This window comes from Streptomyces sp. PTY087I2 (assembly GCF_001687325.1).
Classification (GTDB): domain Bacteria; phylum Actinomycetota; class Actinomycetes; order Streptomycetales; family Streptomycetaceae; genus Streptomyces.
Genome location: NZ_LZRD01000022.1, coordinates 1 through 20,770 on the forward strand (window position 1 = coordinate 1; position 20,770 = coordinate 20,770).

The window sequence follows — 20,770 nt, forward strand, 5'->3', positions numbered from 1 at the left end:
CACCAGCGTCCCCGGGACCACCGCGTGATCGGTCGCGTTCCATCCCTCGACCACCCACCCCCGCTCCACCGCGGAGAGCACGTCCAGCTCACCGGTCCGTACCTGCGGGTCCGCCGCGACCGTCTTCAGCAACCGCACCAGACCCGCGGCCAGCCGGCCTGCCGTCTCCTCGTCGAACAGATCCCGGGCGAACTCCAACCGCCCCGACACACCCGCCGCACCACCCTCCCCATCCCGCGACTCCACGAGTTCGAGTGTGAGATCGAAGCGGGCGTTGTCGAGCGGAACGTCATGGGCGGTGGCCTGGACGCCGTTGAGGTTCAACGCCGTCTCGGGGTTGTTGTGCAGGGAGAGGAACACCTGGAAGAGGGGGTGCCGGGCCAGCGACCTGGTCGGGTTGAGGATCTCCACCAGCCGCTCGAAGGAGAGATCCTGGTGGGCATGGGCCGCGAGGTTGGTCTCGCGTACCCGGTCCAGCAGTTCACGGAACGTCGGATCCCCCGACGTGTCCGTACGCAGCACCAGCGTATTGACGAAGAACCCGACCAGATCGTCCAGCGCCGCATCCGTACGCCCCGCGATCGGCGAGCCGATCGGGATGTCCGAGCCCGCACCGAACCGCGACAGCAGAGCCGCCAGACCCGCCTGGAGCACCATGAAGAGACTGCTGTCACGCTCCTGGGCCAGGGCGAGCAGCCGCTGGTGGGTGGCCGCGTCCAGGTGTACGGGAACGTCGGCGCCGGCGTAGGTCGCCACTGCGGGACGCACCCGGTCCGTCGGAAGGGCCAGCTCTTCGGGCAGGTCGGCGAGCTGGGAGCGCCAGTAGGCGATCTGCTGCGCCAGCGTGCTGTGGGGGTCGGATTCCTCCCCCATGGCGTCTTGCTGCCACACCGTGTAGTCGGCGTACTGCACCGGCAACGGCTCCCACACCGGCTCCCTGCCGGCACACCGCGCCGCGTACGCGACGGATACATCGCGGGACAGCGGCGCCATGGACCAGCCGTCACCAGCGATGTGATGCAGCGTCACCAACAGCACATGCTCGTCGGGCGTGAGCCGGAACAGATTCACCCGGACCGGAATCTCCGACGACAGGTCGAATTCCTCCATGGTGGCCCGGACGAGGGCGTCCTGCAGTCCGTCCTCGCTGATCCGGGCGGGACGCAGGTCGAGACGGATCTCGTCGGCCGGCAGGATCTCCTGGCGCGGCCGGCCGTCCGTGTCGGGGAAGACGGTGCGCAGGCTCTCGTGGCGCCCGATCACGTCGGTGAAGGCGTGGCGCAGCGCCTCGGCATCCAGCGGGCCGCTCAGCCGCAGGGCCGCCGGCAGGTTGTAGTTCCCGCCGCCCCCCTTCATCCGGTTGAGGAACCACAGCCGCTGCTGGGCCGGCGACAGCGGGATCTCAGCCGGGCGTTCCCCGGCGGTCAGCGGCGCGCGGGTGGGGGCCTCGGCGGCCCGGATCCGGGCCGATACCCCGGCCACTGTCGGGTCCTGGAACAGGTCCCGTACGGTCAGCTCCACCTTGAGCTGGCGACGGATGCGTCCCAGCAGCCGGGTCGCGCTGAGGGAGTGGCCGCCCAGGTCGAAGAAGTGGTCGTCGATGCCGACGCGCTCCACGTTCAGGATGTCGGCGAAGAGCCGGCAGAGGTGCTCCTCGCGCTCGTTGCGCGGACCCCGGCCGCCGGTGGTGCCGCTGAATTCGGGGGCGGGCAGCGCCTTGCGGTCCAGCTTGCCGTTGGTGGTCACCGGCAGCGTGTCCATGGCGACAAAAGCCGAGGGGACCATGTACTCGGGCAGTTGCCCCGACGCACGGTCCCGCAGCTCGGCCGAGAGGCTGGCCGGGTCGAGCGCGGCCCCCTTCGACACCACGTAGGCGACCAGGTGCTTGTCGCCGGGCTGGTCCTCCCGCACCACCACTGCGGCCTGGGACACCTGCGGGTGGGCGGAGATGACCTTCTGGATCTCCTCCAGCTCGATACGGAAGCCGCGCAGCTTGACCTGGTCGTCGACGCGGCCGACGAACTCCAGCTGTCCGTCCGGCGCCCACCGGGCCAGGTCGCCCGTGCGGTACATCCGCTCACCGGGCGCGCCGAAGGGGTTGGCCACGAAGCGTTCTGCCGTCAGACCGGTGCGGCCCAGATAGCCGCGGGCAAGGCCGGCACCGGCGATGTACAGCTCACCCGGCGCTCCGGCCGGGGCGGGCCGCAGCCGGCTGTCGAGGATGTGGATGCGGGTGTTGTACGACGGATATCCGATGGGCGGGGCGCCCTTTCCGGCCTCCAGCGGGGCGCTGAAGGTCGCGCCGACGGTCGACTCGCTGGGCCCGTACCCGTTGATCATCCGCAGACGCGGAGCCCACCGGTCCATCAGCTCGGCGGAGGTGGCCTCACCGGCCACCGTCAGGGAGCGGAAGGAGGGGAAGTTCGCGGGCGGGACGGTGGCCAGAGCCGCCGGCGGGATGATCGCATGGGTCACCTCCTGGCCGAGGAGGACCTGGGTGAGAGCGTCGTCGGCCAGCGGGCCGAGGGGCGGGATGACGAGAGTGGCTCCCGCGCCGTAGGCCATGCAGAGCTCCGCCACCGAGGCGTCGAAGCTGGGCGAGGCGTACTGCAGGACCCGGCTGTCGGCGGTGACGTCGAGCCGGTCGGCCACGGTCGCCGCGAGGCTCGCCAGGCCTTGGTGGGTGACGACGACGCCCTTGGGGCGGCCGGTGGAGCCGGAGGTGTAGATGACGTAGGCGGGGTGGGTGAGCTGTACGGGGACGGCGGGGTTGTGGCGCGGCCGGCCGGTGGTGAGGTCTGCGGTGTCGATCAGGAGGTGTGGGACCCGGTCGTGTTCGGGGAGCCGGGGGGCGTGTTCGGTGTCGGTGATGAGCAGGGCGGGCGCGGCGTCGTCGAGGATGTAGCTGATCCGGTCGGCCGGGTAGTCCGGGTCGACGGGCAGGTAGGCGGCTAGCAGATGCGCCAGCTGATTGGCACGCTCGTTGAACTCCTCGTAGGTATAGGTCACTTCGGTGGAGGAGATGGCGATGGCTTCGGGCGTTCGGACCACATGGTTCTCGACGATCCCGTGGAAGGGGACCGGATCGACATCACGCCGGAAGTCGTTCCATTCGACCAGCACTTGGTGCCGGCTCCGCTCGGTGAGCAGGTCCACCTGTCCGACAGGCCGGGGGTCCTGGTCACCGATCTTCTGGAGCAGTGCGACGAAGCGGTCCAGGACGTCCTGGGCGGTGGCGGTGTCGAAGACGTCACCGCGGTAGTCCAGCCGCACCTGCATGCGCTCGCCCGGGACGGCGGTGAGCACCGCCGTGTAGTGGCTGGCGTCACGGGCGTCGAATCCGGTGATGCTCAGGCCTTCACCGGGCAGCTTCAGGTCAGCGGTGTCGACCGGGTAGTTCTCCAGGACGATGCAGGTGTCGAAGAGGTCTCCCACTCCGGCGATCTGCTGGATGTCGGTCAGGCTGACGTGGTGGTAGGCGGTGAGCGCGGCCTGCTCGGCCTGGAGCCGGTCGGCCAGGGCGCCGAAGGTCTCGGTCGGGTCGAGGGCGACGCGCACGGGCAGTGTGTTGATGAAGAGGCCGACCATCGACTCGATGCCGGGAATGTGCGCCGGGCGACCGGAGACCGCCATGCCGAACACGACGTCGTCGCGCCCGGTGAGCTGCCCCAGCACGGTCGCCCAGGCCGTTTGCAGAAGGGAGTTGAGCGTACGGCCTTCCGCTCGGCTCTGTGCGACGAGCGCGGTGGTGAGCTCGCCGGACAGGGAGGCGGACACCCGTTCGGGCAGGTCATGGCTCCTGCCCCGGCTGACCGGGGCCACCAGGCTGGGCTCCTCGATACCGCGGAACACCTGCTTCCAGGCAGCGTCCGCTGCCGCCCGGTCCTGCTTGGCCAGCCAGCCGAGGTACTCGCGGTAGGGGGTGACACGGGGCAGCGCCGAAGCGTCGCCCCCGGTGCCGTACAGCTCGAACAGCTCGGTGAGCAGGACGGGCATCGACCAGCCGTCGAGCAGGATGTGATGGTTGGTGAACACGAGGCGGTACTCGCCGGGCGCCAGCGTGACGAGCGTGAACCGCAGCAGCGGCGGACGCTTCAGATCGAAGCGGCGCATCCGGTCCTCGGCGAGCCACCGCTCCCACTCCGCCTGACGCTCCTCCGCGGCCAGTCCGCTGAGGTCGGTCTCGGTCCACGGCAACGCCACTTCGCGCGGAACCACCTGCACCGGCTCGTCGAACTTCTCGTACAGGAATGCCGACCGGAGATTCGAATGCCGCCGCAGCAGAGCCGCCGCCGCCTGCCGCATCCTGTCGGCATTCAGCGGGCCTTCGATGTCGAGCACGAGCTGGACGGTGTAGATGTCGTCCGAAGCCTCGTCGTAAACCGCGTGGAACAGCAGTCCTTGCTGCAGCGGTGACAGTGGAAGGATGTCTTCGACTCCGGGCCTATTCACCTGAATTACTCCCGCTCTATCTGCGCGAAATACCGCGCCCGCATACAGTCCGTGCATTCCAGCGCTCACTCAACAACGCTGCATGGAGGGTCACAACCACGACTGCAGCAACCTGCCAGGGGGTGCGATCCGGCGTGATGCTCCGTGGAGCGAACAGCAGTTGGCTGTCACGTCGGTAGTCCGCCGGGGGACCGGTCGATAGCGTCCATGGGACGCCTCTGCCCGGGGCGGCGCAAAGACCGGGAAAATCGGCCGAGAAGGCGGGCTTCTTTCCGGCGCGAACAGTGAACAGGGGGCAGGGGAGCACATGCGGGTTTCAGTCGGCGGTCTGGTATTCGATGTGGAGGTCTCGGGTCCGGAGGACGGCGATCCCGTTCTCCTTCTGCACGGGTTTCCGCAAAGCAGGCACGCCTGGGACCAGGTGGTGCGGGCACTGCACAGCGCCGGCCTGCGGACCATCGCGCCCGATCAGCGCGGGTACAGTGACGGCGCCCGCCCGACAGGTCCGGACGCCTACGCACTGCCGTTGCTGGCGGCCGACGCGATGGGCATTCTGGACGCCCTCGGGGTCGGCTCGGCCCATGTGGTCGGCCATGACTGGGGAGCCGTCGTCGCCTGGTACCTCGCGGCCCGCCACTCCGCTCGGGTGCGGACCCTGACCGCAGTGTCCTTCCCGCACCCGGAGGCATACTGGTACGCGCTGCGGAACGACCCCGAGCAGCGGGAACGGTCGCAGTACCTGGCCTATTTCGTATCACCGGAGTCCACCGCGGGGATGCTCGTCGACGACGCGGCGCAGCTGCGGTCCCTCTTCGGGAACCAGGTCGCCCCGGAGCAGGTGAAGCGCTATCTGGACCTGCACACCCGGCCCGGAGTGCTGGACGCGACCCTGAACTGGTACCGCTCGGGCAGTCTGCTTGCCGAGCACGAGGGCTTGGGCCCCGTCGGGGTACCCACCGTCTACATCTGGAGCGACGAGGACAGGGCGGCGAGCCGGGTCGCCGTCGACCGGACGGCGGAGCATGTCACCGGTCCCTACCGTTCCGTGAGCCTGGAAGGCATCGGCCACTGGCAACCGGAACAGGCGCCGGACCGTATCGCCGCGGAAGTCGTGCGCCTGGTCCGGCGGAACGGCTGAGCTCATTCTCTGGCACGGCCGGCGCGTACGGTCCGTCCGTGCTGTTCACACGGAGGAGTACGAAATGACAGATCTGGCCGACCCGGAATTGCCCAGGAGTGGTCGTACCGAGGAGATATGGAAGGAACTCCGCGAGCAGTCGCCGCTCTACCGGAACGAGCGTGCGAACGGGTCTGAGTTCTGGGCCGTACTCTCGCACCCGCTGGCGAACCAGGTGCTCAGGGACTCCGCGAACTTCACCTCGGAGAAGGGAATGCGGCTCGACCACAACCCCCTGGCCACCGAAGCCTCCGCGGGAAAGATGCTGATCGTCACCGACCCGCCCCGGCACGGGAAGATCCGGCGGATCATCAACTCGGCGTTCACACCGCGGATGGTCAAGCGGCTTGAGGACACCATGCGTTCCACCGTCGTGGAGACGCTGGAGGAGGCCATGGAGAAGGGAACCAGCGACTTCGTCGACGCCGCCGCCCGGCTGCCGGTCTCCGTCATCTGCGACATGCTCGGTGTGCCCAAGAAGGACTGGGGGTTCATGCTGGACCGGACCATGGTCGCCTTCGGTTCCGACGCGGTGGAAGGCGGCGAGGACCAGGCCATGCGTGCGGCCGCGGCCCACACCGACCTGCTCATGTACTACGACGAGCTGCTCGAGCTGCGACGCGAGGACCCGCAGGAGGATGTGGTCAGCGCGATGGTCCAGGGCGAGGTGGACGGTGAACCGCTCACCGACGAGGAGATCTTCCTCAACTGCGACGGGCTGATCTCGGGCGGCAACGAGACGACGCGGCACGCCACCGTCGGCGGGCTGCTCGCACTCATGGATCACCCGGATCAGTGGGACCGGCTGCGCGCCGATCCCGGACTGCTGCCGAGCACGGTGCAGGAAGTGCTCCGCTACACCAGCCCGGCCATGCATGTGCTGCGCACCGCCAACCAGGACACCGAGCTGGAGGGCCGGGCGATCGCGGCGGGCGACGAGGTGGCGGTGTGGTTGTCGGCCGCCAACCGCGACGGGCAGGTCTTCGAGAACCCCGACGCCTTTGATGTCGGCCGCACCCCCAACCGTCACCTGACCTTCGCCTCGGGCACGCACTTCTGCCTCGGCTCGGCGCTGGCGACCATGGAGCTCTCCGTGATGTTCGAAGAGCTGACCCGGCGGGTGGGGGCGGCCGGACACGCGGGGCCCGTGCAGCGAATGCGTTCCAATCTGATCTGGGGGTTCGAATCGATGCCGGTGACTTTGGACCGGAGGAGCTGAGCGCGCGTACCGCAGGCCTCAGCCCCGGGGGTGAGCGGGTTCATCCCTGAGACTGATCTCGCGCCCCCGGTTCCGTGAAATGTTGAGAGTATGGCAAACCAGATGAAGAGTCCGGAAGTGATCGCCATGGGTACCGAAAGGCCGGTCCCGCGCTGGGCGGAGAAAACCGCCCATCTCATTCCGTTGGTCGCTCTGCCGGTGTGCTTGTGGCGGCTTCCCATCGCCTTAGGATTCACGATGGGGACGGGCCTCCCGCCCATGGACATGCCTCTGTGGATGTCGATTTCCTACGTCGGTGGGCTCAGCGTGATTTCCGAGCTCTTTGCGCTGGCGTGTTTCGGCCTGGTGCGCTCGTGGGGCGAAGTCGTGCCGGCCTGGGTTCCCAAGTTCGGCGGCAAGCGTGTTCCGCCGTACGTGATGATCGTTCCGGCTCTTGTCGGCGGCCTTGTCATCGTGGCGGTCCTGATCGGCTGGGTTCTCACCACATTCCAGATCGCCGGATTCGAACGAGGTCCGTTCGACAGCCTGGGATGGGAGATCCTCGCGGTGTCGAGCAGCGGCTTGTTCGTGCTGGTCGGCCCCATGGTGCTGGCCCTGACCTATGCCTACTACCGGCGTCGCTGTCAGCCGTAGGCCGATGTGCTCATAGATGTGCGGCCGGCCCTGGCTCCAGGGCCCGGCCGCTTTCCTTTGCCGTGCGGAGTGCGGCCCCGCTCTCTTTCCCGCTGGTTCAGGTGTGCCGTCGCACGGCCCGGTGCCCGGGTCCCGCTCCCGCCACCACATGCGAGGGCTCCCTCACCACGGATGGTGAGGGAGCCCTCGCGGTAGTTGCGGGTCACACCCGCAGCGTGGCCGACAGGATCAGCGTCCGCTGGGGATCAGCCGGTCATCGCCTTCGGTGTCGTCCTCGGCACTGGCGACCGCCACCGGGCGCGGTGCCGGAACGGGCTCGTCCGGAAGTTCCACCGCCAGGTGCGGCATGCGCTGGTCCAGCCAGCCCGGCAGCCACCAGTTGTTCTTGCCGAACAGGTGCATCAACGCCGGGACAAGCATGGTGCGCAGGATGAACGCGTCCAGTGCCACGGCCGCGGCCAGGCCGAGGCCGAACATGGCCGCGGCCCGCTGGCCAGACAGGACGAAGGAGCCGAACACCGCGATCATGATGATCGCGGCGGCGTTGATCACCCGGCTGGTCTCGGCGAGACCGGTGCGGACCGAGGTGGCGTTGTCCTTGCCGTGGACCCACTCCTCGTGCATGCGGCTCACCAGGAAGACCTGGTAGTCCATGGAGAGACCGAAGAGCATGGAGAGCATGATCACCGGAAGGAACGCCTCGACCGGGCCCTCGCCCACGCCAAGCAGGTCCGCCCCGAACCCCCACTGGAAGATCAGCACCACCGCGCCGAAGGACGAGGCGACCGCGAGCACATTCATCAGCGCCGCGGTGGCGGGGATCAGAAGGCTCCGGAAGGCGAGCATCAGCAGCAGGAAACCGAGGACGACGACCACGCCGATGAAGAGGGGCAGCTTCTTGGCGAGCGCGTCGGCGAAATCGTCGGAGACGGCTGTCGTACCGCCGATATAGACCTTGAGCGAGCTGTCCGCGGATGCGTCGGGGACGATGTCGTCGCGGAGCCGGGTGATCAGCTCGGACGTCTCCGCAGACTGGGGCGAGGTCTCCGGCACGACCTGCACGATCCGCAGGTCGCTGCCCGGCGCGGCCGGCGCCGCCACAGCGGAGGCCACTCCCTTCGCGCCCTTCACCTCGGCCACCACCGAGTCGAGCGCCGCGCTCTCCTGCGGGGAGTTCACGACCGCGACGAGCTGGAGAGGCCCGTTCGAACCGTCTCCGAAGCCCTCGGCGAGGAGGTCGTATGCCTTCCTCGTCGTCGTGGTGGACGGGTTGTTGCCCTGGTCGGAGAAGCCCAGGCGCAGCGAGAACGTCGGAATCGCCAGTGCCACCATCACGACGAGGGCGACGGCGGAGAGGATCCGCGGACGCTGCTCCACGATGTGCGACCAGCGCACCGCCAGCCCGGCGGGGTGCTCCGTCTGCGGCCCCCGCTCGGCGAGCTTGCGCCGCTGGCGGCGGCTCAGGACGCGGCCCTTCATCACACCCAGCAGTCCGGGCAGCAGCGTGACGGCGGCGAGCATCGTGGTCAGGACGACCACAGAGGCTGCCACGGCCATGCCGTTGAGGAAGTCGAGGTCGATGACGAACATACCGAGCAGAGAGATGCACACGGTGGCACCGGCGAAGAGCACCGCGCGCCCCGACGTGTTGACCGCCCCGGTGGCCGCGTCCTCCGGAGAGAGTCCGCGGTTGATGTTGGCTCGGTAGCGGGTGACGATGAACAGCGCGTAGTCGATGCCGACGCCCAGACCGATGAGCATGCCGAGCATCGAGGAGAACTCCGGTACGGAGGTCACGTGGCTGAGCAGACCGACGGTGCTGAGCCCCACACCGACGCTGAAGAGCGCGGTGACGAGCGGCACCAGCATGGCGAGGAAGGAGCCGAAGGCGAAGTAGAGGATGATCGCCGCGGCGATCACACCGACGATCTCGCTCAGATTGGCCGGAGGTTCATCGGCGAACGAGATGACTCCGCCGCCCAGTTGCACGTCCAGCTGATCACCGGAGACGGCCTTCGCCGTCTTCACGAGCTTCTTGACCTCATCGGGCTTGATGTTCTCGAAGGACACGTTGAAGGACAGCTGCGCATAGGCGATCTTGCCGTTCTCGCTGATCTGCGCGGCGCCCTGCGGCTCGTACGGTCCGGCCACCCGGCCGATCTGAGGGAGGCTGTCGACCTCCTGCAGCATCTTGCCGATCTTCTGCTGGACTTCCGGATCCCGGACCGATCCCGACTTCGCCTTCCAGACGATGGACGCGGATTCGCCGGCCTGTTCCGGGAACTCGGCCTGCATCAGTTCGAGTGCCTTGGTCGAGTCATTGCCCGGGAGAGTCAACGAGTTGGAGTACTTGGGCCCGCCGATGGCACCGTTCACCATGCCGATACCTGCGAACGCGACGATCCATAGCACGATGACGATCCACCGGTGCCGGAAACACCAACGACCTAGTGTGCCCACAACTTACTCCACTTCATTATCGGTCTTCCGGGTTCGTTCTGGTGTGAGGGGATTCGGATGCCCCCGGTCCTGGTGGACCAGTGCTGCGGCATGCCGCCTGGGTCGGAGGTCATGGAACACCGCCCCAAGCCTTCTGAGGTGCGGAGCACGGCGTCAACGCGGCGTTCAGCAACCTGCCAGAACGTGGTTGGGGTCCGCCGCCCGGACGATTCGTTGGCAGGAAGGGGCGCTGTCGGAAGGTTTTGTCCGCGCGTTGCCGCGACGCTTGTCGTCGACCTGAATTCGGTGACGATGGCATCCAGCCCCGCTTCTAGCCGAGTTGCCGGAAACCCGGAGACCACCGAGGAGAACAGATCCATGACCGCGACCGCCAGTGACCGCCGCTCGGTGATCAAGGAAATAGTCTGCGACATTCTGGAGATCGAGGAGGACGAGGTGACGGACACCAGCCTCTTCATCGACGACCAAGGCGCCGACTCGCTGCGCGCCATCGAGATCCTGGCCTCCCTGGAGAAGGAGTTCAGCGTCACCATCGACCAGTCCGAGCTGACCCGGATGATCAATCTGGAGGCGGTCCACCAAGTGGTCGCCGAGGCGTCTGCCCGCTGACGCCGCCCAGCGGTTCCGCCGCTCCAGCAGTTCGGGCCCCCGGCCCGCATCTCCTGTGACGCGCCGGCCTCGGGATCGGTACCCCGACGGCACCACGGACGGCGCGTCGCACGAGGTGGGCCGGCCGGACCCTCACCGCCGTTGCACGGACGAGAGAATGCACCGACGCCGAGGAGCGGACCACCGCGCCCGCGGCCGGGAAGCTGACACCCAGGAGGAGACACAGGATGAGCGTCGGCACCCGACGTACCACCCCGTCGGCGACGGTCGCCACGGACAGGTGGTTCCGCCGCTACCCGGCGACGGACCGGCTCCGCCGCAGGCTGCTGGTGCTCCCGCACGCAGGCGGATCGGCCAGCTTTTATCACGCCTGGGGGACCTCGTTCGACAGCGGTACGGAGGTACTGGTCGTGCGCTATCCGGGACGGCAGGACCGGTTGACCGACCCTTGCGCCGAGACCATGGAGGAGCTTGCCGACCAGGTGACCTCGGCGCTCCTTCCCCTCCTCGACGACGTGCCGCTGGTGCTCTTCGGACACAGCATGGGAGGGTCGCTCGCCCACGAGGTGGCCTTGCGTCTGAACGACAGGCACGGGGTGCGCCCCGCGGCACTCCACGTGTCGAGCCGGAAACCCCCGCACCGGGTGACGCCGCGAACGCTGTACACCCAGGGCGACGAGGCGTTGCTCGAAGAGGTCCGCCGGCTCGGTGGCACCGACGAGGCGCTCCTGACGGATCCGGACCTCCGGGAGATCGTCCTGCCGGCCATTCGCGCCGACTTCACGATCGTCGGGACCTACGGTCCGCGCGCCCCCCGGCCGGTCGACTGCCCTCTGTACGCGTACGTCGGGGACAAGGACGCGGACACCTCGGTGGTGGACATGTCGTGCTGGTCCGACGTCGCGGCCGGCGAGTTCCACCTGGATGTGCTGCCCGGAGGCCATTTCTACCTGGTCGACCAGCGCGACACCCTGATCAGGACGGTCGCCGGCCGGCTGCTGACCGTCGTGTGAAACGGATACGTGCACGCCGGCACCACTGACCCCGTCCTGCCGTACGGCCCCGGGAGGACTCGGGGACGGGACTCGGCCTTGGCGGCTCCGCCCCCGCCCGCATAGCGTCTCGCACAGCACCCAGCGTCAGCGCGAGAGAGGCCGTCCGTGCCGCAGCACACCCATCCGTCCCCGCCCCCGGCCGAGGACGCCGCAGCCCGAGCGGAACGCGCCCGGCGCGCCGCGCGTATCGAGGACTCCCTCACCGCGCCCGGCGCGCCCTTCGCCGTGCTCATCGGCGAGCGGGGGACGCCGGAGTACGCCGACGGGCCCCGTACGCTGCGGGAGTTCGTCGAGACCACCTGGGCCTACGGGGACACGCCGTTCCTGATCGCGGGCGAACGTACGTACACGTACGGGGAGTTCTTCGCCGCCGCCTCCGCCCTCGCCGTACGCCTGTCGGAGCGGTACGGGCTGCGCCCCGGCGACCGGGCCGTGATCGCGATGCGGAACCATCCCGAGTGGCAGATCGCCTTCTGGGCCGCCCAGTTGGCCGGTCTCGTCGCCGTACCGCTCAACGCCTGGTGGACGGAAGACGAGTTCGCCCACGCCCTCGACGACTGCGAGCCCGGTGTGCTTCTCGTGGACGGGGAGCGGTTGGGGCGGGTGGCGGGCTGGGCCCGTCGGACCGGGGCGTACGTGGTCCTCTTCCACGGCGAGCACGAGGAACGCGGCGAGCACGAGGAACGCGCCGAAGGCGCGGAAGCGTCCGTGGCGGAGGCGCTGCGCCTCGATCGGTACGACGACTTCCCCGCCCCCGATCTGCTGGCCGCGCCCCCCGACGTGGAGCCCCGGCCCGAGGACGACGCCACGATCCTCTACACCTCCGGCACCACCGGCCGCCCCAAGGGCGCGGTCGCCACCCATCTCGCCCAGGCCGGGGCCGCGCTCAACCCCCGCTACCACGCGGCGGCCTCCGCCCGGGCGCGCGGCGTCATCCCGGGGCAGGGGCCGGCCCCCGTCTCGCTCATGACGTTCCCGTTCTTCCACGTCGCCGCGTTCACCGGCTTCTACGGCGCGATGGCGGCCGGCGGCACCCTCGTCCTCATGCGCAAGTGGGACGCGGACGAGGCGCTGCGGCTGATCCGGACCCACCGCGTCACGCACTTCTCCGGCGTCCCCGCCACCGGGCTCCAGCTGCTGGAGGCCGCCGAGCGCGCGGGAGACGGGGATGCCCTTGAGGGTCTCAGCCTGTTCAGCACCGGGGGAGCCGCGCCCCCGCCCGCCCTGGTCGCCTGCCTCACCGCCCGGTACGGGAAGCGTGTCGAGCCCCGTAACGGCTACGGCCTCACCGAGACCAGCGGCGGCGTCCTCGCGCACTTCGGCGACGACTACCGCGCCGACCCCGCCGGTACGGGCCGCCCGACCCCCGTCACCGAGGTCCGGATCGCCGGGCCGTCGGGCGAGGAGCTGCCCGACGGGGAGACGGGCGAGCTGTGGCTGCGCGGCCAGTCGCTGTTCCGCGGCTACTGGCGCGACGCGGCGGCGACCGAGGAGGCCTTCGGGCCCGGCGGCTGGTTCCGTACGGGGGACCTCGCCGTATGCCGCGAGGGCCAGGTTTCCGTGGTCGACCGGCTCAAGGACGTGGTGATCCGGGGCGGCGAGAACGTGTACTGCGTCGAGGTCGAGGGCGTCCTGCACGACCACCCCGACGTGTCCGACGCCGCCGTCTTCGGCCTGCCGCATCCCGTGCTGGGGGAGGAGGTGGCGGCCGTCGTCCGGCTGCGCGCCGGGGCGACGGTCACCGCCGGGGCGCTGCGTGAGCACGTCGGGCGTTCGCTCGCCGCCTTCAAGGTGCCCGCCCGGGTGCTGTTCACCGACGAACCGCTCCCGCGCAACGCCACCGGCAAGCTGCTCAAGCCGCGGCTCCGAGCCCTGGCGGAGGCGGCCGGTCCCCTCACGGGCGCGTGACCCGCACCCGGTAGTTGCCGTCTCACGGGCGCGTGACCCGCACCCGGTAGTTGCCGTCGTCGTCCTCGTCCAGCACGGATATCCGTACGCCGTTGGCCCGGTCGGTGAACGTCTGGCCGGGGCGGAACGGGGCATCGGACAGTTCCGCGTGGACGTTGGGGCGCCGGGTGCAGCCGCCGCTGTCCTCCGTGGCGTCGGCGACGGAGACCGGGCCCTGCCCGGTGTCTACGTCCGAGCTGACCTTGTAGATCAGCACCCCGGGCCGGCAGACCGCCTCGTCGTTGCCCGCCGCCGTGCGGACCTCCACGGCGTAGCCGGACTGGGCGCTCAGCGGGACGAAGGCGAGCTTGGTGCCGCCCTCCGTGGCCAGCGGGCCGAGGGTGTGCTCGCTGACGCCGGGCTGCGACGCGCAGCTGATCTGCTCGTTGTCGAGCCAGCCGAGCTTCCACTTGTGCCAGGCCAGGAAGTCGTTGTTGGCGCCCCAGTCCTCGGACATGATGTCCCAGTGCCCGACCGAGCCGCCGCCCTCCATCGTGTAGAGGTCGGGCAGCCCGAAGACATGGCCGTTCTCGTGCGGCAGGACGCGGTAGCCCGTCTCGGCGTACGACCCCGACCCGTCGTCCTGGCGGCTGTAGACGAACGAGGTGTTGGAGAGCGGGACGCCGTCCGCCTCCGGGGCGTCCTCGTTGCCGGAGAACGTCACCGAGAGCACGGTGTCCAGCGCGGAGGGCCCGGCGTTCGGGCTGACCAGCACGTTGACCAGGTCGTACTCCGAGAAGTCGACTTGGGGGTCGGCGGCCGCGACGATGTCCTTCACCAGCTGGCGGTAGCCCGGCTCGAACGGTGAACCGCGCTCTATCCCGTACTCCGTGAACGCCATCGGCATCCGCAGCCAGTCCTTGACGGGGGCCTCGGGCCGGTAGTCGAGCCGGCCGTACGAGCTGGTCCTGAACCACTCGGAGGTCTGCGGGAAGAACTCCGCGAACCGGTCCGTCGCGGGCTCGGTCCCCTCCGCGTCCGGGAAGTCGATCATCAGGTTGAGCGCCCTGATCTCGCCGGTCGACCGGGCGTAGCCGGGCGGCGTCGGCAGGCCCTCGGACATCTGTACGCCCATGGCCGCGGAGATCCGGCACGGGGCGAGCGCGGAGTCCTGGGCGGTGGCCGCCGGGCCCGCCGAGGCACGGCCGCCGGAGTGGAGTGTGGTGCTGGCCGAGGCCATGGCCGCTATGACCAGCGCGGTCGCTCCGGCCAGGGCGACCGGGCGGCGGTGTCTGCGTATCCGGTGGCGGGGCTGCTGCATAGAGGCGCCTTCGGGGTCCGCGGCAGCCGGCCGACCCCTGACTGCGCTCTGGCGATCAGCCTGTGCCGGGCGGTCCGGGGCCGCTCGCTGGGTGCGCCGATCGGTGGGTTTCCCCTCGAAAGTGATGTGATGCAGGTCACATGAGAGTGGGGAAATAAGCGGGGATCCTTTCCCCGTTTGCATACGTGTCCCCGCTAAACGGGGAAACGGTCCCCGGTTACGGAAGGGGTCCGACCGACTACACACGGGGAACCGGAACACACGCGGGGAACCGGCTACACACGGGGAAGGGGAGGAGGGTCGCAGTGAAGAGTGTCGCGAAGGCTGTCGCCGGGAAGAGCGCCGGACCGGCGGGATCGTGCCGCGTCGCCCGTCCGCGGGCGGACGCGCTGCGCAACCGTGAGCGGATCGTCGCGGCCGCACTCGAACTGTTCGTCGAGTTCGGGCCCGACGTGCCGCTGGACGACGTCGCCCGCCGCGCGAGCGTCGGCAACGCCACGCTCTACCGGAACTTCCCCGACCGCGCCGCCCTCACCCACGAGGTCGTTCTCGCGGTCACCTCCCGCACCACCCTGAGGGCCGAGGAGGCCGCCGCCGCGGAGTCCGACCCGTTCGCCGCGCTCAGCCGCTTCGTGCACGCGGCCGCCGACGAACGGATCGGCGCTCTGTGCCCGATGATCTCCGGCGTCTTCGACAAGGACCACCCCGATCTGCTCGCCGAGCGCGACCGTCTCGAAGAGGCCGTCGCAGGGCTCGTGTCGCGCGCCCAGTCCGCGGGGCGGCTGCGTACCGACATCGCCGTCGGTGACGTACTCGTCGCCCTCTCCCAGCTCACCCGGCCGCTCCCCGGCATCGCCTGCCGCGGCATCGACCGGTTCACCCACCGTCATTTGCAGTTGTTCCTGGACGGCCTGGAGAACCCGGCCCGCTCCGAACTGCCCGGATCGGCGGCGACCTTGGAGGATCTGCGGCGCTCGTGACGGCCGCACCGACCTGAACCTTCCGGACCGCCGACCCCACCGGCCGCACGGTCCCGCTCCACCCGAACACCGGCCCGTACGTCCCTGTCCCGCTCGGGGTCACACGCGGGCGGGCCCATGTAACCGTCGCGCGTACGCCCCAGCGCGTACCGCCGACGCCCACTTCGCGACGCTTCGGCGCCCTCGCACGTCCTTAGGTGGCTACACCCATGTCAAAAACGGCCGGCCTGTCCCGAACGGCTGACACCGCCCTTCCCGATCCGAGTCGCTGGAAAGCCCTCGCCTTCATCGCGCTCGCCCAGCTGATGGTCGTCCTCGACGCGACCATCGTGAACATCGCGCTGCCCTCCGCCCAGGCCGACCTCGGCATCTCCGACGGCAACAAGCAGTGGGTCATCACCGCCTACGCCCTCGCCTTCGGCGGTCTCCTCCTGTTCGGTGGCCGGATCGCCGACCTCTGGGGCCGTAAGCGCACCTTCGTCGTCGGCCTGATCGGCTTCGCACTGGCCTCCGCGCTCGGCGGGGCCGCCCAGAACGAGGCGATGATGTTCGGCTCCCGGGCCCTCCAGGGTGTCTTCGGCGCCCTGCTCGCCCCCGCCGCGCTCTCCCTCCTCGCCGTGATGTTCACCGACGCCAAGGAGCGCGCGAAGGCGTTCGGCATCTACGGGGCCATCGCCGGTGGCGGCGGCGCGGTCGGGCTGATCCTCGGCGGCTTCCTCACCGAGTACCTGAACTGGCGCTGGACGTTCTTCGTCAACATCCCGTTCGCCGTCGTCGCCGCCGCGGGCGCGTACTTCGTGATCCGTGAGCCCTCCGGCACGCGCAACCGCGCACCGCTGGACATCCCCGGCGTCGTGCTCTCCACCCTCGGCCTGGTCGCCCTGGTCTACGGCTTCACCCGCGCCGAGTCGGCCGGCTGGTCGGACTCCCTGACCGTCTCGATGTTCATCGCCGCGGCCGTGCTGCTGCTGGCCTTCGTCGTGACCGAGGCGCGCGTGAAGTCGCCGCTGCTGCCGCTGCGCGTCCTCACCGAGCGCAACCGCGGCGGGGTCTACCTCTCGCTGGGTCTCGCCATCATCGCGATGTTCGGGCTGTTCCTCTTCCTGACCTACTACCTCCAGGTCGTGAAGGGCTACTCCCCGGTCAAGACCGGCTTCGCGTTCCTCCCGATGATCGCGGGCATGATCACCGGCTCCACCCAGATCGGCACCCGGCTGATGACCCGGGTCCCGCCGCGCCTGCTGATGGGCCCGGGCTTCCTGGTCGCCGCGGTCGGCATGCTGCTGCTGACCCAGCTGGACCTGAACACCAGCTACGCGGCCGTCATCCTGCCCGGCATGCTGCTGCTCGGCCTCGGTATGGGTACGGCGTTCATGCCGGCGATGTCCCTGGCCACGCACGGCATCGAGCCGCGTGACGCCGGTGTGGCCTCCGCGATGGTCAACACCTCGCAGCAGGTCGGCGGCGCCATCGGCACCGCCCTGCTGAACACCATCGCCGCGAGCGCCACCACCGCGTACGTCGCCGATCACGCGGCCCGCGCCACGGACCCGAAGCTCCTGGAGCTCCAGGCCATGGTCAGCGGTTTCGCCTCCGCGATCTGGTGGGCGGTCGGCATCCTCGTCGCCGCGGCCGTCATCGCGATCGGCCTCATCAACACCGGCCGCCCCGGAACGGGGTCGGGCGGCACGGAGGGCGCGTCCGGCGAGGGCGCGGGGGACGCCGAGGGCGCGGGGGACGCCGGGGACGAGTTCAAGATTCCGGTGGTCGCCCACTGACGACGGCCGGTTCCTGAACCGCCTCACCTGCCCTGGTTCCGCCCCGCGAGCGATCCGCCCGGTTCCGACCGGAGACCGGAGATCGTCCCGCTCAGCGGAGCCAGGGCAGATCCGCGTCCGTGCCCTCCGGTTCCAGCCCGGTGGCGAGCGTCCGCATGATCTCCCCCAGGCTTCTCACCTGCTCCTCCGTGAGCCGGTCGAACATCGCCTGCCGTACGGCCTCGACATGGCCCGGCGCCGAGCGGCGCAGCATGTCGAGGCCGTCGTCGGTGAGCACCGCGTTCTGGCCGCGCTTGTCGGAGGGGCAGTCCTCGCGGCGTACCCAGCCGTTCTTCTCCAGCCGGGCGATGGCGTGCGAGAGCCGGGAACGGGTGATCTTCGCGTTCCGGGCGAGCTCCGTCATCCGCATCCGGCGGCGGGGGGCCTGCGAGAGCTGGACGAGCAGTCCGTAGTACGTATGCGGCATGCCGGCATCGCGCTGCAACTGGCGGTCGAAGTGATCCTCCAGCAGCGTGGTGGCATGCAGATAGGCGCGCCAGACGCGCTGCTCCTCGTCGGTGAGCCAACGCGGTGCGCTGGTGGATGCCGTGGTCATGGACTCCACTGTACGACCTTTTCTTGAAAGTTGAACTAGATAGAGCTAAGGTCTCCACAGGTAGGACCTTGAAGTTTCAAGGAGCCTTCCCGGGAGGTCTCCGGCAGGGGAACCGCGGGGCTCCCGCGGAATTCCGCAGGACCCCTGAACAACGATCCCCCGGATGACCTCGGGGAACTACCGCTCTGACGAACTCGTGACCGGATCCGGTGACCCGGACGCCCAGCGCGGCGCCCGGCGGCCCGGGATCCGGCGCCCAGTGGATGGGGAGTGCCATGACAGCCACCGCGGAGCGCATGCCCGCCCTCTACCTCTCGCACGGCGCGCCGCCCCTGGCCGACGATCCCGTCTGGCCCGGCGAACTCGCCGCCTGGTCCGCGGACCTGCCCCGCCCCCGCGCGATCCTGATGGTCTCCGCCCACTGGGAGGAGGCCCCGCTCGCCCTGGGGGCAACGGAGACCGTGCCGCTCGTGTACGACTTCTGGGGCTTCCCCGAGCACTACTACGGGGTGCGGTACGAGGCACCCGGCGCGCCCGCTCTCGCCGACAGCGTCCGCAAGCTGCTGCGCGGCGCCGGTACGCCGGTCCAGGACATCCCGGACCGGGGCCTGGACCACGGGGCGTACGTCCCGCTGGTGGAGATGTTCCCGGACGCCGACATTCCCGTACTCCAGATCTCCCTGCCCACCCTCGACCCGCAGAAGCTGATGGACGTCGGGCGCAAGCTCGCCCCGCTGCGCGACGAGGGCGTGCTGATCGTCGGCAGCGGCTTCTTCACTCACAACCTGGCCGCCCTGCGCCACCAGGGCGGCGGGGTGCCCGGCTGGTCGGCGGAGTTCGACGACTGGGGCGACCGCGCGCTGCGGGCCCAGGACATCGACGCGCTGATCGACTTCGAGCACACGTCCCCGGCCGGAAAGCTCGCCCACCCGCGCACCGAGCACTTCGCGCCGCTGTTCGTGACGCTGGGCGCGGCCGAGGACGAGCTGGACCGGGGGCGGAGCGTCATCGACGGCTTCTGGATGGGGCTGGCGAAGCGGTCGGTGCAGTTCGGCTGACCTGTAAGTGCCGGGGCTTGTGGCTAGAACACCGGCGGGTTCAGCTCGATCGCGCGCCGGGCGGCGGAGAACGCGAGCGCGTCGCCCACGTCCAGTGCCGTGTCGGTGAACTTGATGGTGTGGTCGTCGCCGTGCGCCGCCGCCCGGGCGAACAGCTCCCCGGCGTCCGCCGTGCCGGTCGCCGACGCCGGGGCCGCCTCCCGGGGCGCGTAGGCGGCGGTGACCGCCGCGCTCGCCGCCCAGGCGGCCCGCAGGCTCGGCGCCCACAGCTCGCCGGGCAGGGCGGGCAGGGTACGCAGGACCGCGTTGGGCGCGGTCGCCGCGTGGACCAGCATGACCGGCGAGCCGTGCGCGTGGGTCGCGTACCGGTGCGTCGAGGCCCGCACCAACTCCTGGAGCGCGGTCCGGGCCGCTTCGGCGGACGTGATGTCCTCGGCGGGCGCAGGGCCCTGGCCGGGCGCGGCGGACGCGAAGTCCTGGGCATGCGCGGTGGCGGAGTCCTGCCCCGGCCAGTCCGGGAAGGCGGTCAGCTGCGCGAACCGGGCCCGGATGCCGCCGCTCTGGTCGGGCACCAGCGGCACCCGGGCCAGCGCCGCCGCCGCGCTCGGGGCCGGGCCGAGCAGGGTCAGCTCGGGCAGCGGCTGGTGCCGGGCGGCCCAGTAGCCGAGGGCGTGGGCCAGCTCCCGGACGCGCGGGGCGGTCTCCTCGCCCGCCAGCAGGGTGCGTACGGAGTGGCCCACCCGGATCACCGGATGCGTGGCGCCCGCCGCGATGCCCGGCAGCAGCCGGGGCCACCACTCGACGAGTACGTCGCGCCAGGGACGCCCGGCCGTCTCCCGCTCGAAGTACGTCGTCCAGTCGGCGATGCGGCGCGGGTCGCCCAGCGCCTCGTGCCAGTTCCGCGCGGTCACGGGGGAGCCGGAACCGTCCGGCATCTCCTCCAGCTTCGGGCCGTAACGGTCCAGCCAGCGGTGCACGGCCGATGCCTGGCCGTGCCGCACCAGCGCCTCCACGGCCATCGGTGCGTGATTGCTGAGCCAGCCGTCGCGCTCCGGCCCCGAGAGGTGGATGCGCTCCAGTGCTTCGTCGAGGGTGCCCGTGGTGTCGTCCATGCCGATCACGCTAGGCAGGCGCGGGCCGGAGCGGATCGGGCTGCGGTCCCGGTCGGCCTCGGACCGGGGTCCCGGTACGCGGGTCCGTGGCTACCGCCCGGATCGGCCGACGGACCTAGGCCTCGGGGTTCTGCGGCCTCCGCCCCGGCCCTTCGCGGACGCCGTGAGCAATCCGAACGCCGCCGTCGTGAGCAACCCGAACGCCGCCGAGGCCGTCTTTCGGGGTGGGAGCAGGGCGCTTCGGGTGGATGTGCCGATTCCGGGTACCCGGCCGGAGAGCCGGCAAGGGGGCCGGCGAGCGGGCGGAACACCCCTCCGTACCGGCTCTGACCTGCGCGTCCGATGGAATCCGGAAGCGATGTCCGGCGGTCGAAGCGGAACAGGGTACTGCATGATCACGAAAATGAATGTGCCGCATGGGAATTCTGTCCGGA

14 protein-coding genes are annotated in these 20,770 nt (G+C 70.1%); 9 read left to right on the top strand and 5 right to left on the bottom strand.

Annotated elements, in window-relative coordinates; all coding sequences use genetic code 11:
- Positions 1 to 4,452, bottom strand: a 4,452-nt coding sequence (locus A3Q37_RS23875; protein ID WP_176711494.1) for a non-ribosomal peptide synthetase, incomplete at its 3' end; no start/stop codon positions are given.
- A 307-nt stretch (positions 4,453 to 4,759) separates the two neighbouring features.
- Between A3Q37_RS23875 and A3Q37_RS23880 the strand changes: the two genes are divergently transcribed.
- The 3 genes from A3Q37_RS23880 to A3Q37_RS23890 all read left to right on the top strand — a co-directional run bounded on the left by A3Q37_RS23880 (position 4,760) and on the right by A3Q37_RS23890 (position 7,481).
- Positions 4,760 to 5,590, top strand: coding sequence for an alpha/beta fold hydrolase (locus A3Q37_RS23880; protein WP_065487686.1), 831 nt, complete (start codon positions 4,760 to 4,762; stop codon positions 5,588 to 5,590).
- Positions 5,591 to 5,654: 64 nt separating this feature from the next.
- Positions 5,655 to 6,848, top strand: coding sequence for a cytochrome P450 (locus A3Q37_RS23885; RefSeq protein WP_065487687.1), 1,194 nt, complete (start codon positions 5,655 to 5,657; stop codon positions 6,846 to 6,848).
- A gap of 90 nt (positions 6,849 to 6,938) precedes the next feature.
- A complete protein-coding gene (locus A3Q37_RS23890; protein WP_065487688.1) occupies positions 6,939 to 7,481 on the top strand; it encodes a hypothetical protein in 543 nt (180 codons plus the stop codon).
- Positions 7,482 to 7,709: 228 nt separating this feature from the next.
- Here A3Q37_RS23890 and A3Q37_RS23895 read toward each other — a convergent pair whose 3' ends face one another.
- A complete protein-coding gene (locus A3Q37_RS23895; RefSeq protein WP_079137956.1) occupies positions 7,710 to 9,860 on the bottom strand; it encodes an MMPL family transporter in 2,151 nt (716 codons plus the stop codon).
- 438 nt (positions 9,861 to 10,298) lie between these two features.
- On the opposite strand from A3Q37_RS23895, the gene A3Q37_RS23900 reads away from it, so the two are divergent.
- The 3 genes from A3Q37_RS23900 to A3Q37_RS23910 all read left to right on the top strand — a co-directional run bounded on the left by A3Q37_RS23900 (position 10,299) and on the right by A3Q37_RS23910 (position 13,513).
- Positions 10,299 to 10,550: an acyl carrier protein gene (locus A3Q37_RS23900; RefSeq protein WP_065487690.1), complete on the top strand. Its 252-nt coding sequence runs from the start codon at positions 10,299 to 10,301 to the stop codon at positions 10,548 to 10,550.
- A gap of 227 nt (positions 10,551 to 10,777) precedes the next feature.
- Positions 10,778 to 11,563, top strand: coding sequence for a thioesterase II family protein (locus tag A3Q37_RS23905; protein WP_065487691.1), 786 nt, complete (start codon positions 10,778 to 10,780; stop codon positions 11,561 to 11,563).
- 147 nt (positions 11,564 to 11,710) lie between these two features.
- On the top strand, positions 11,711 to 13,513 hold the full coding sequence (locus A3Q37_RS23910) for a class I adenylate-forming enzyme family protein (protein WP_065487692.1): 1,803 nt from the start codon (positions 11,711 to 11,713) through the stop codon (positions 13,511 to 13,513).
- Between the two features lie 22 nt (positions 13,514 to 13,535).
- Here A3Q37_RS23910 and A3Q37_RS23915 read toward each other — a convergent pair whose 3' ends face one another.
- On the bottom strand, positions 13,536 to 14,813 hold the full coding sequence (locus A3Q37_RS23915) for a M6 family metalloprotease domain-containing protein (protein ID WP_065487693.1): 1,278 nt from the start codon (positions 14,811 to 14,813) through the stop codon (positions 13,536 to 13,538).
- Between the two features lie 305 nt (positions 14,814 to 15,118).
- Here A3Q37_RS23915 and A3Q37_RS23920 point away from each other — a divergent pair, with 305 nt between their 5' ends.
- Together A3Q37_RS23920 and A3Q37_RS23925 are read left to right on the top strand one after the other, a co-directional pair.
- On the top strand, positions 15,119 to 15,793 hold the full coding sequence (locus tag A3Q37_RS23920; protein ID WP_065487694.1) for a TetR/AcrR family transcriptional regulator: 675 nt from the start codon (positions 15,119 to 15,121) through the stop codon (positions 15,791 to 15,793).
- Between the two features lie 209 nt (positions 15,794 to 16,002).
- Entirely contained in the window at positions 16,003 to 17,571 is a 1,569-nt protein-coding gene (locus tag A3Q37_RS23925; protein WP_176711495.1) for an MFS transporter, read from the top strand.
- Positions 17,572 to 17,662: 91 nt separating this feature from the next.
- On the opposite strand, the gene A3Q37_RS23930 is transcribed toward A3Q37_RS23925, so the two are convergent.
- The gene (locus A3Q37_RS23930) at positions 17,663 to 18,175 is read right to left on the bottom strand and encodes a MarR family winged helix-turn-helix transcriptional regulator (RefSeq protein WP_079137957.1); all 513 of its coding nucleotides are present in this window, start codon (positions 18,173 to 18,175) and stop codon (positions 17,663 to 17,665) included.
- Positions 18,176 to 18,441: 266 nt separating this feature from the next.
- Between A3Q37_RS23930 and A3Q37_RS23935 the strand changes: the two genes are divergently transcribed.
- Positions 18,442 to 19,224, top strand: coding sequence for a dioxygenase (locus A3Q37_RS23935; protein ID WP_065487696.1), 783 nt, complete (start codon positions 18,442 to 18,444; stop codon positions 19,222 to 19,224).
- Between the two features lie 23 nt (positions 19,225 to 19,247).
- On the opposite strand, the gene A3Q37_RS23940 is transcribed toward A3Q37_RS23935, so the two are convergent.
- Positions 19,248 to 20,336, bottom strand: coding sequence for a questin oxidase family protein (locus A3Q37_RS23940; protein WP_065487811.1), 1,089 nt, complete (start codon positions 20,334 to 20,336; stop codon positions 19,248 to 19,250).
- Positions 20,337 to 20,770: the final 434 nt, after the last annotated feature.

Excerpts from the sequence above, each read along its gene's own strand:
- A3Q37_RS23880 (WP_065487686.1), top strand. The coding sequence starts at position 4,760 with ATGCGGGTTTCAGTCGGCGGTCTGGTATTCGATGTGGAGGTCTCGGGT.
- A3Q37_RS23885 (WP_065487687.1), top strand. The coding sequence starts at position 5,655 with ATGACAGATCTGGCCGACCCGGAATTGCCCAGGAGTGGTCGTACCGAG.
- A3Q37_RS23890 (WP_065487688.1), top strand. The coding sequence starts at position 6,939 with ATGGCAAACCAGATGAAGAGTCCGGAAGTGATCGCCATGGGTACCGAA.
- A3Q37_RS23895 (WP_079137956.1), bottom strand. The coding sequence starts at position 9,860 with ATGGTGAACGGTGCCATCGGCGGGCCCAAGTACTCCAACTCGTTGACT.
- A3Q37_RS23900 (WP_065487690.1), top strand. The coding sequence starts at position 10,299 with ATGACCGCGACCGCCAGTGACCGCCGCTCGGTGATCAAGGAAATAGTC.
- A3Q37_RS23905 (WP_065487691.1), top strand. The coding sequence starts at position 10,778 with ATGAGCGTCGGCACCCGACGTACCACCCCGTCGGCGACGGTCGCCACG.
- A3Q37_RS23915 (WP_065487693.1), bottom strand. The coding sequence starts at position 14,813 with ATGCAGCAGCCCCGCCACCGGATACGCAGACACCGCCGCCCGGTCGCC.
- A3Q37_RS23925 (WP_176711495.1), top strand. The coding sequence starts at position 16,003 with ATGTCAAAAACGGCCGGCCTGTCCCGAACGGCTGACACCGCCCTTCCC.
- A3Q37_RS23935 (WP_065487696.1), top strand. The coding sequence starts at position 18,442 with ATGACAGCCACCGCGGAGCGCATGCCCGCCCTCTACCTCTCGCACGGC.
- A3Q37_RS23940 (WP_065487811.1), bottom strand. The coding sequence starts at position 20,336 with ATGGACGACACCACGGGCACCCTCGACGAAGCACTGGAGCGCATCCAC.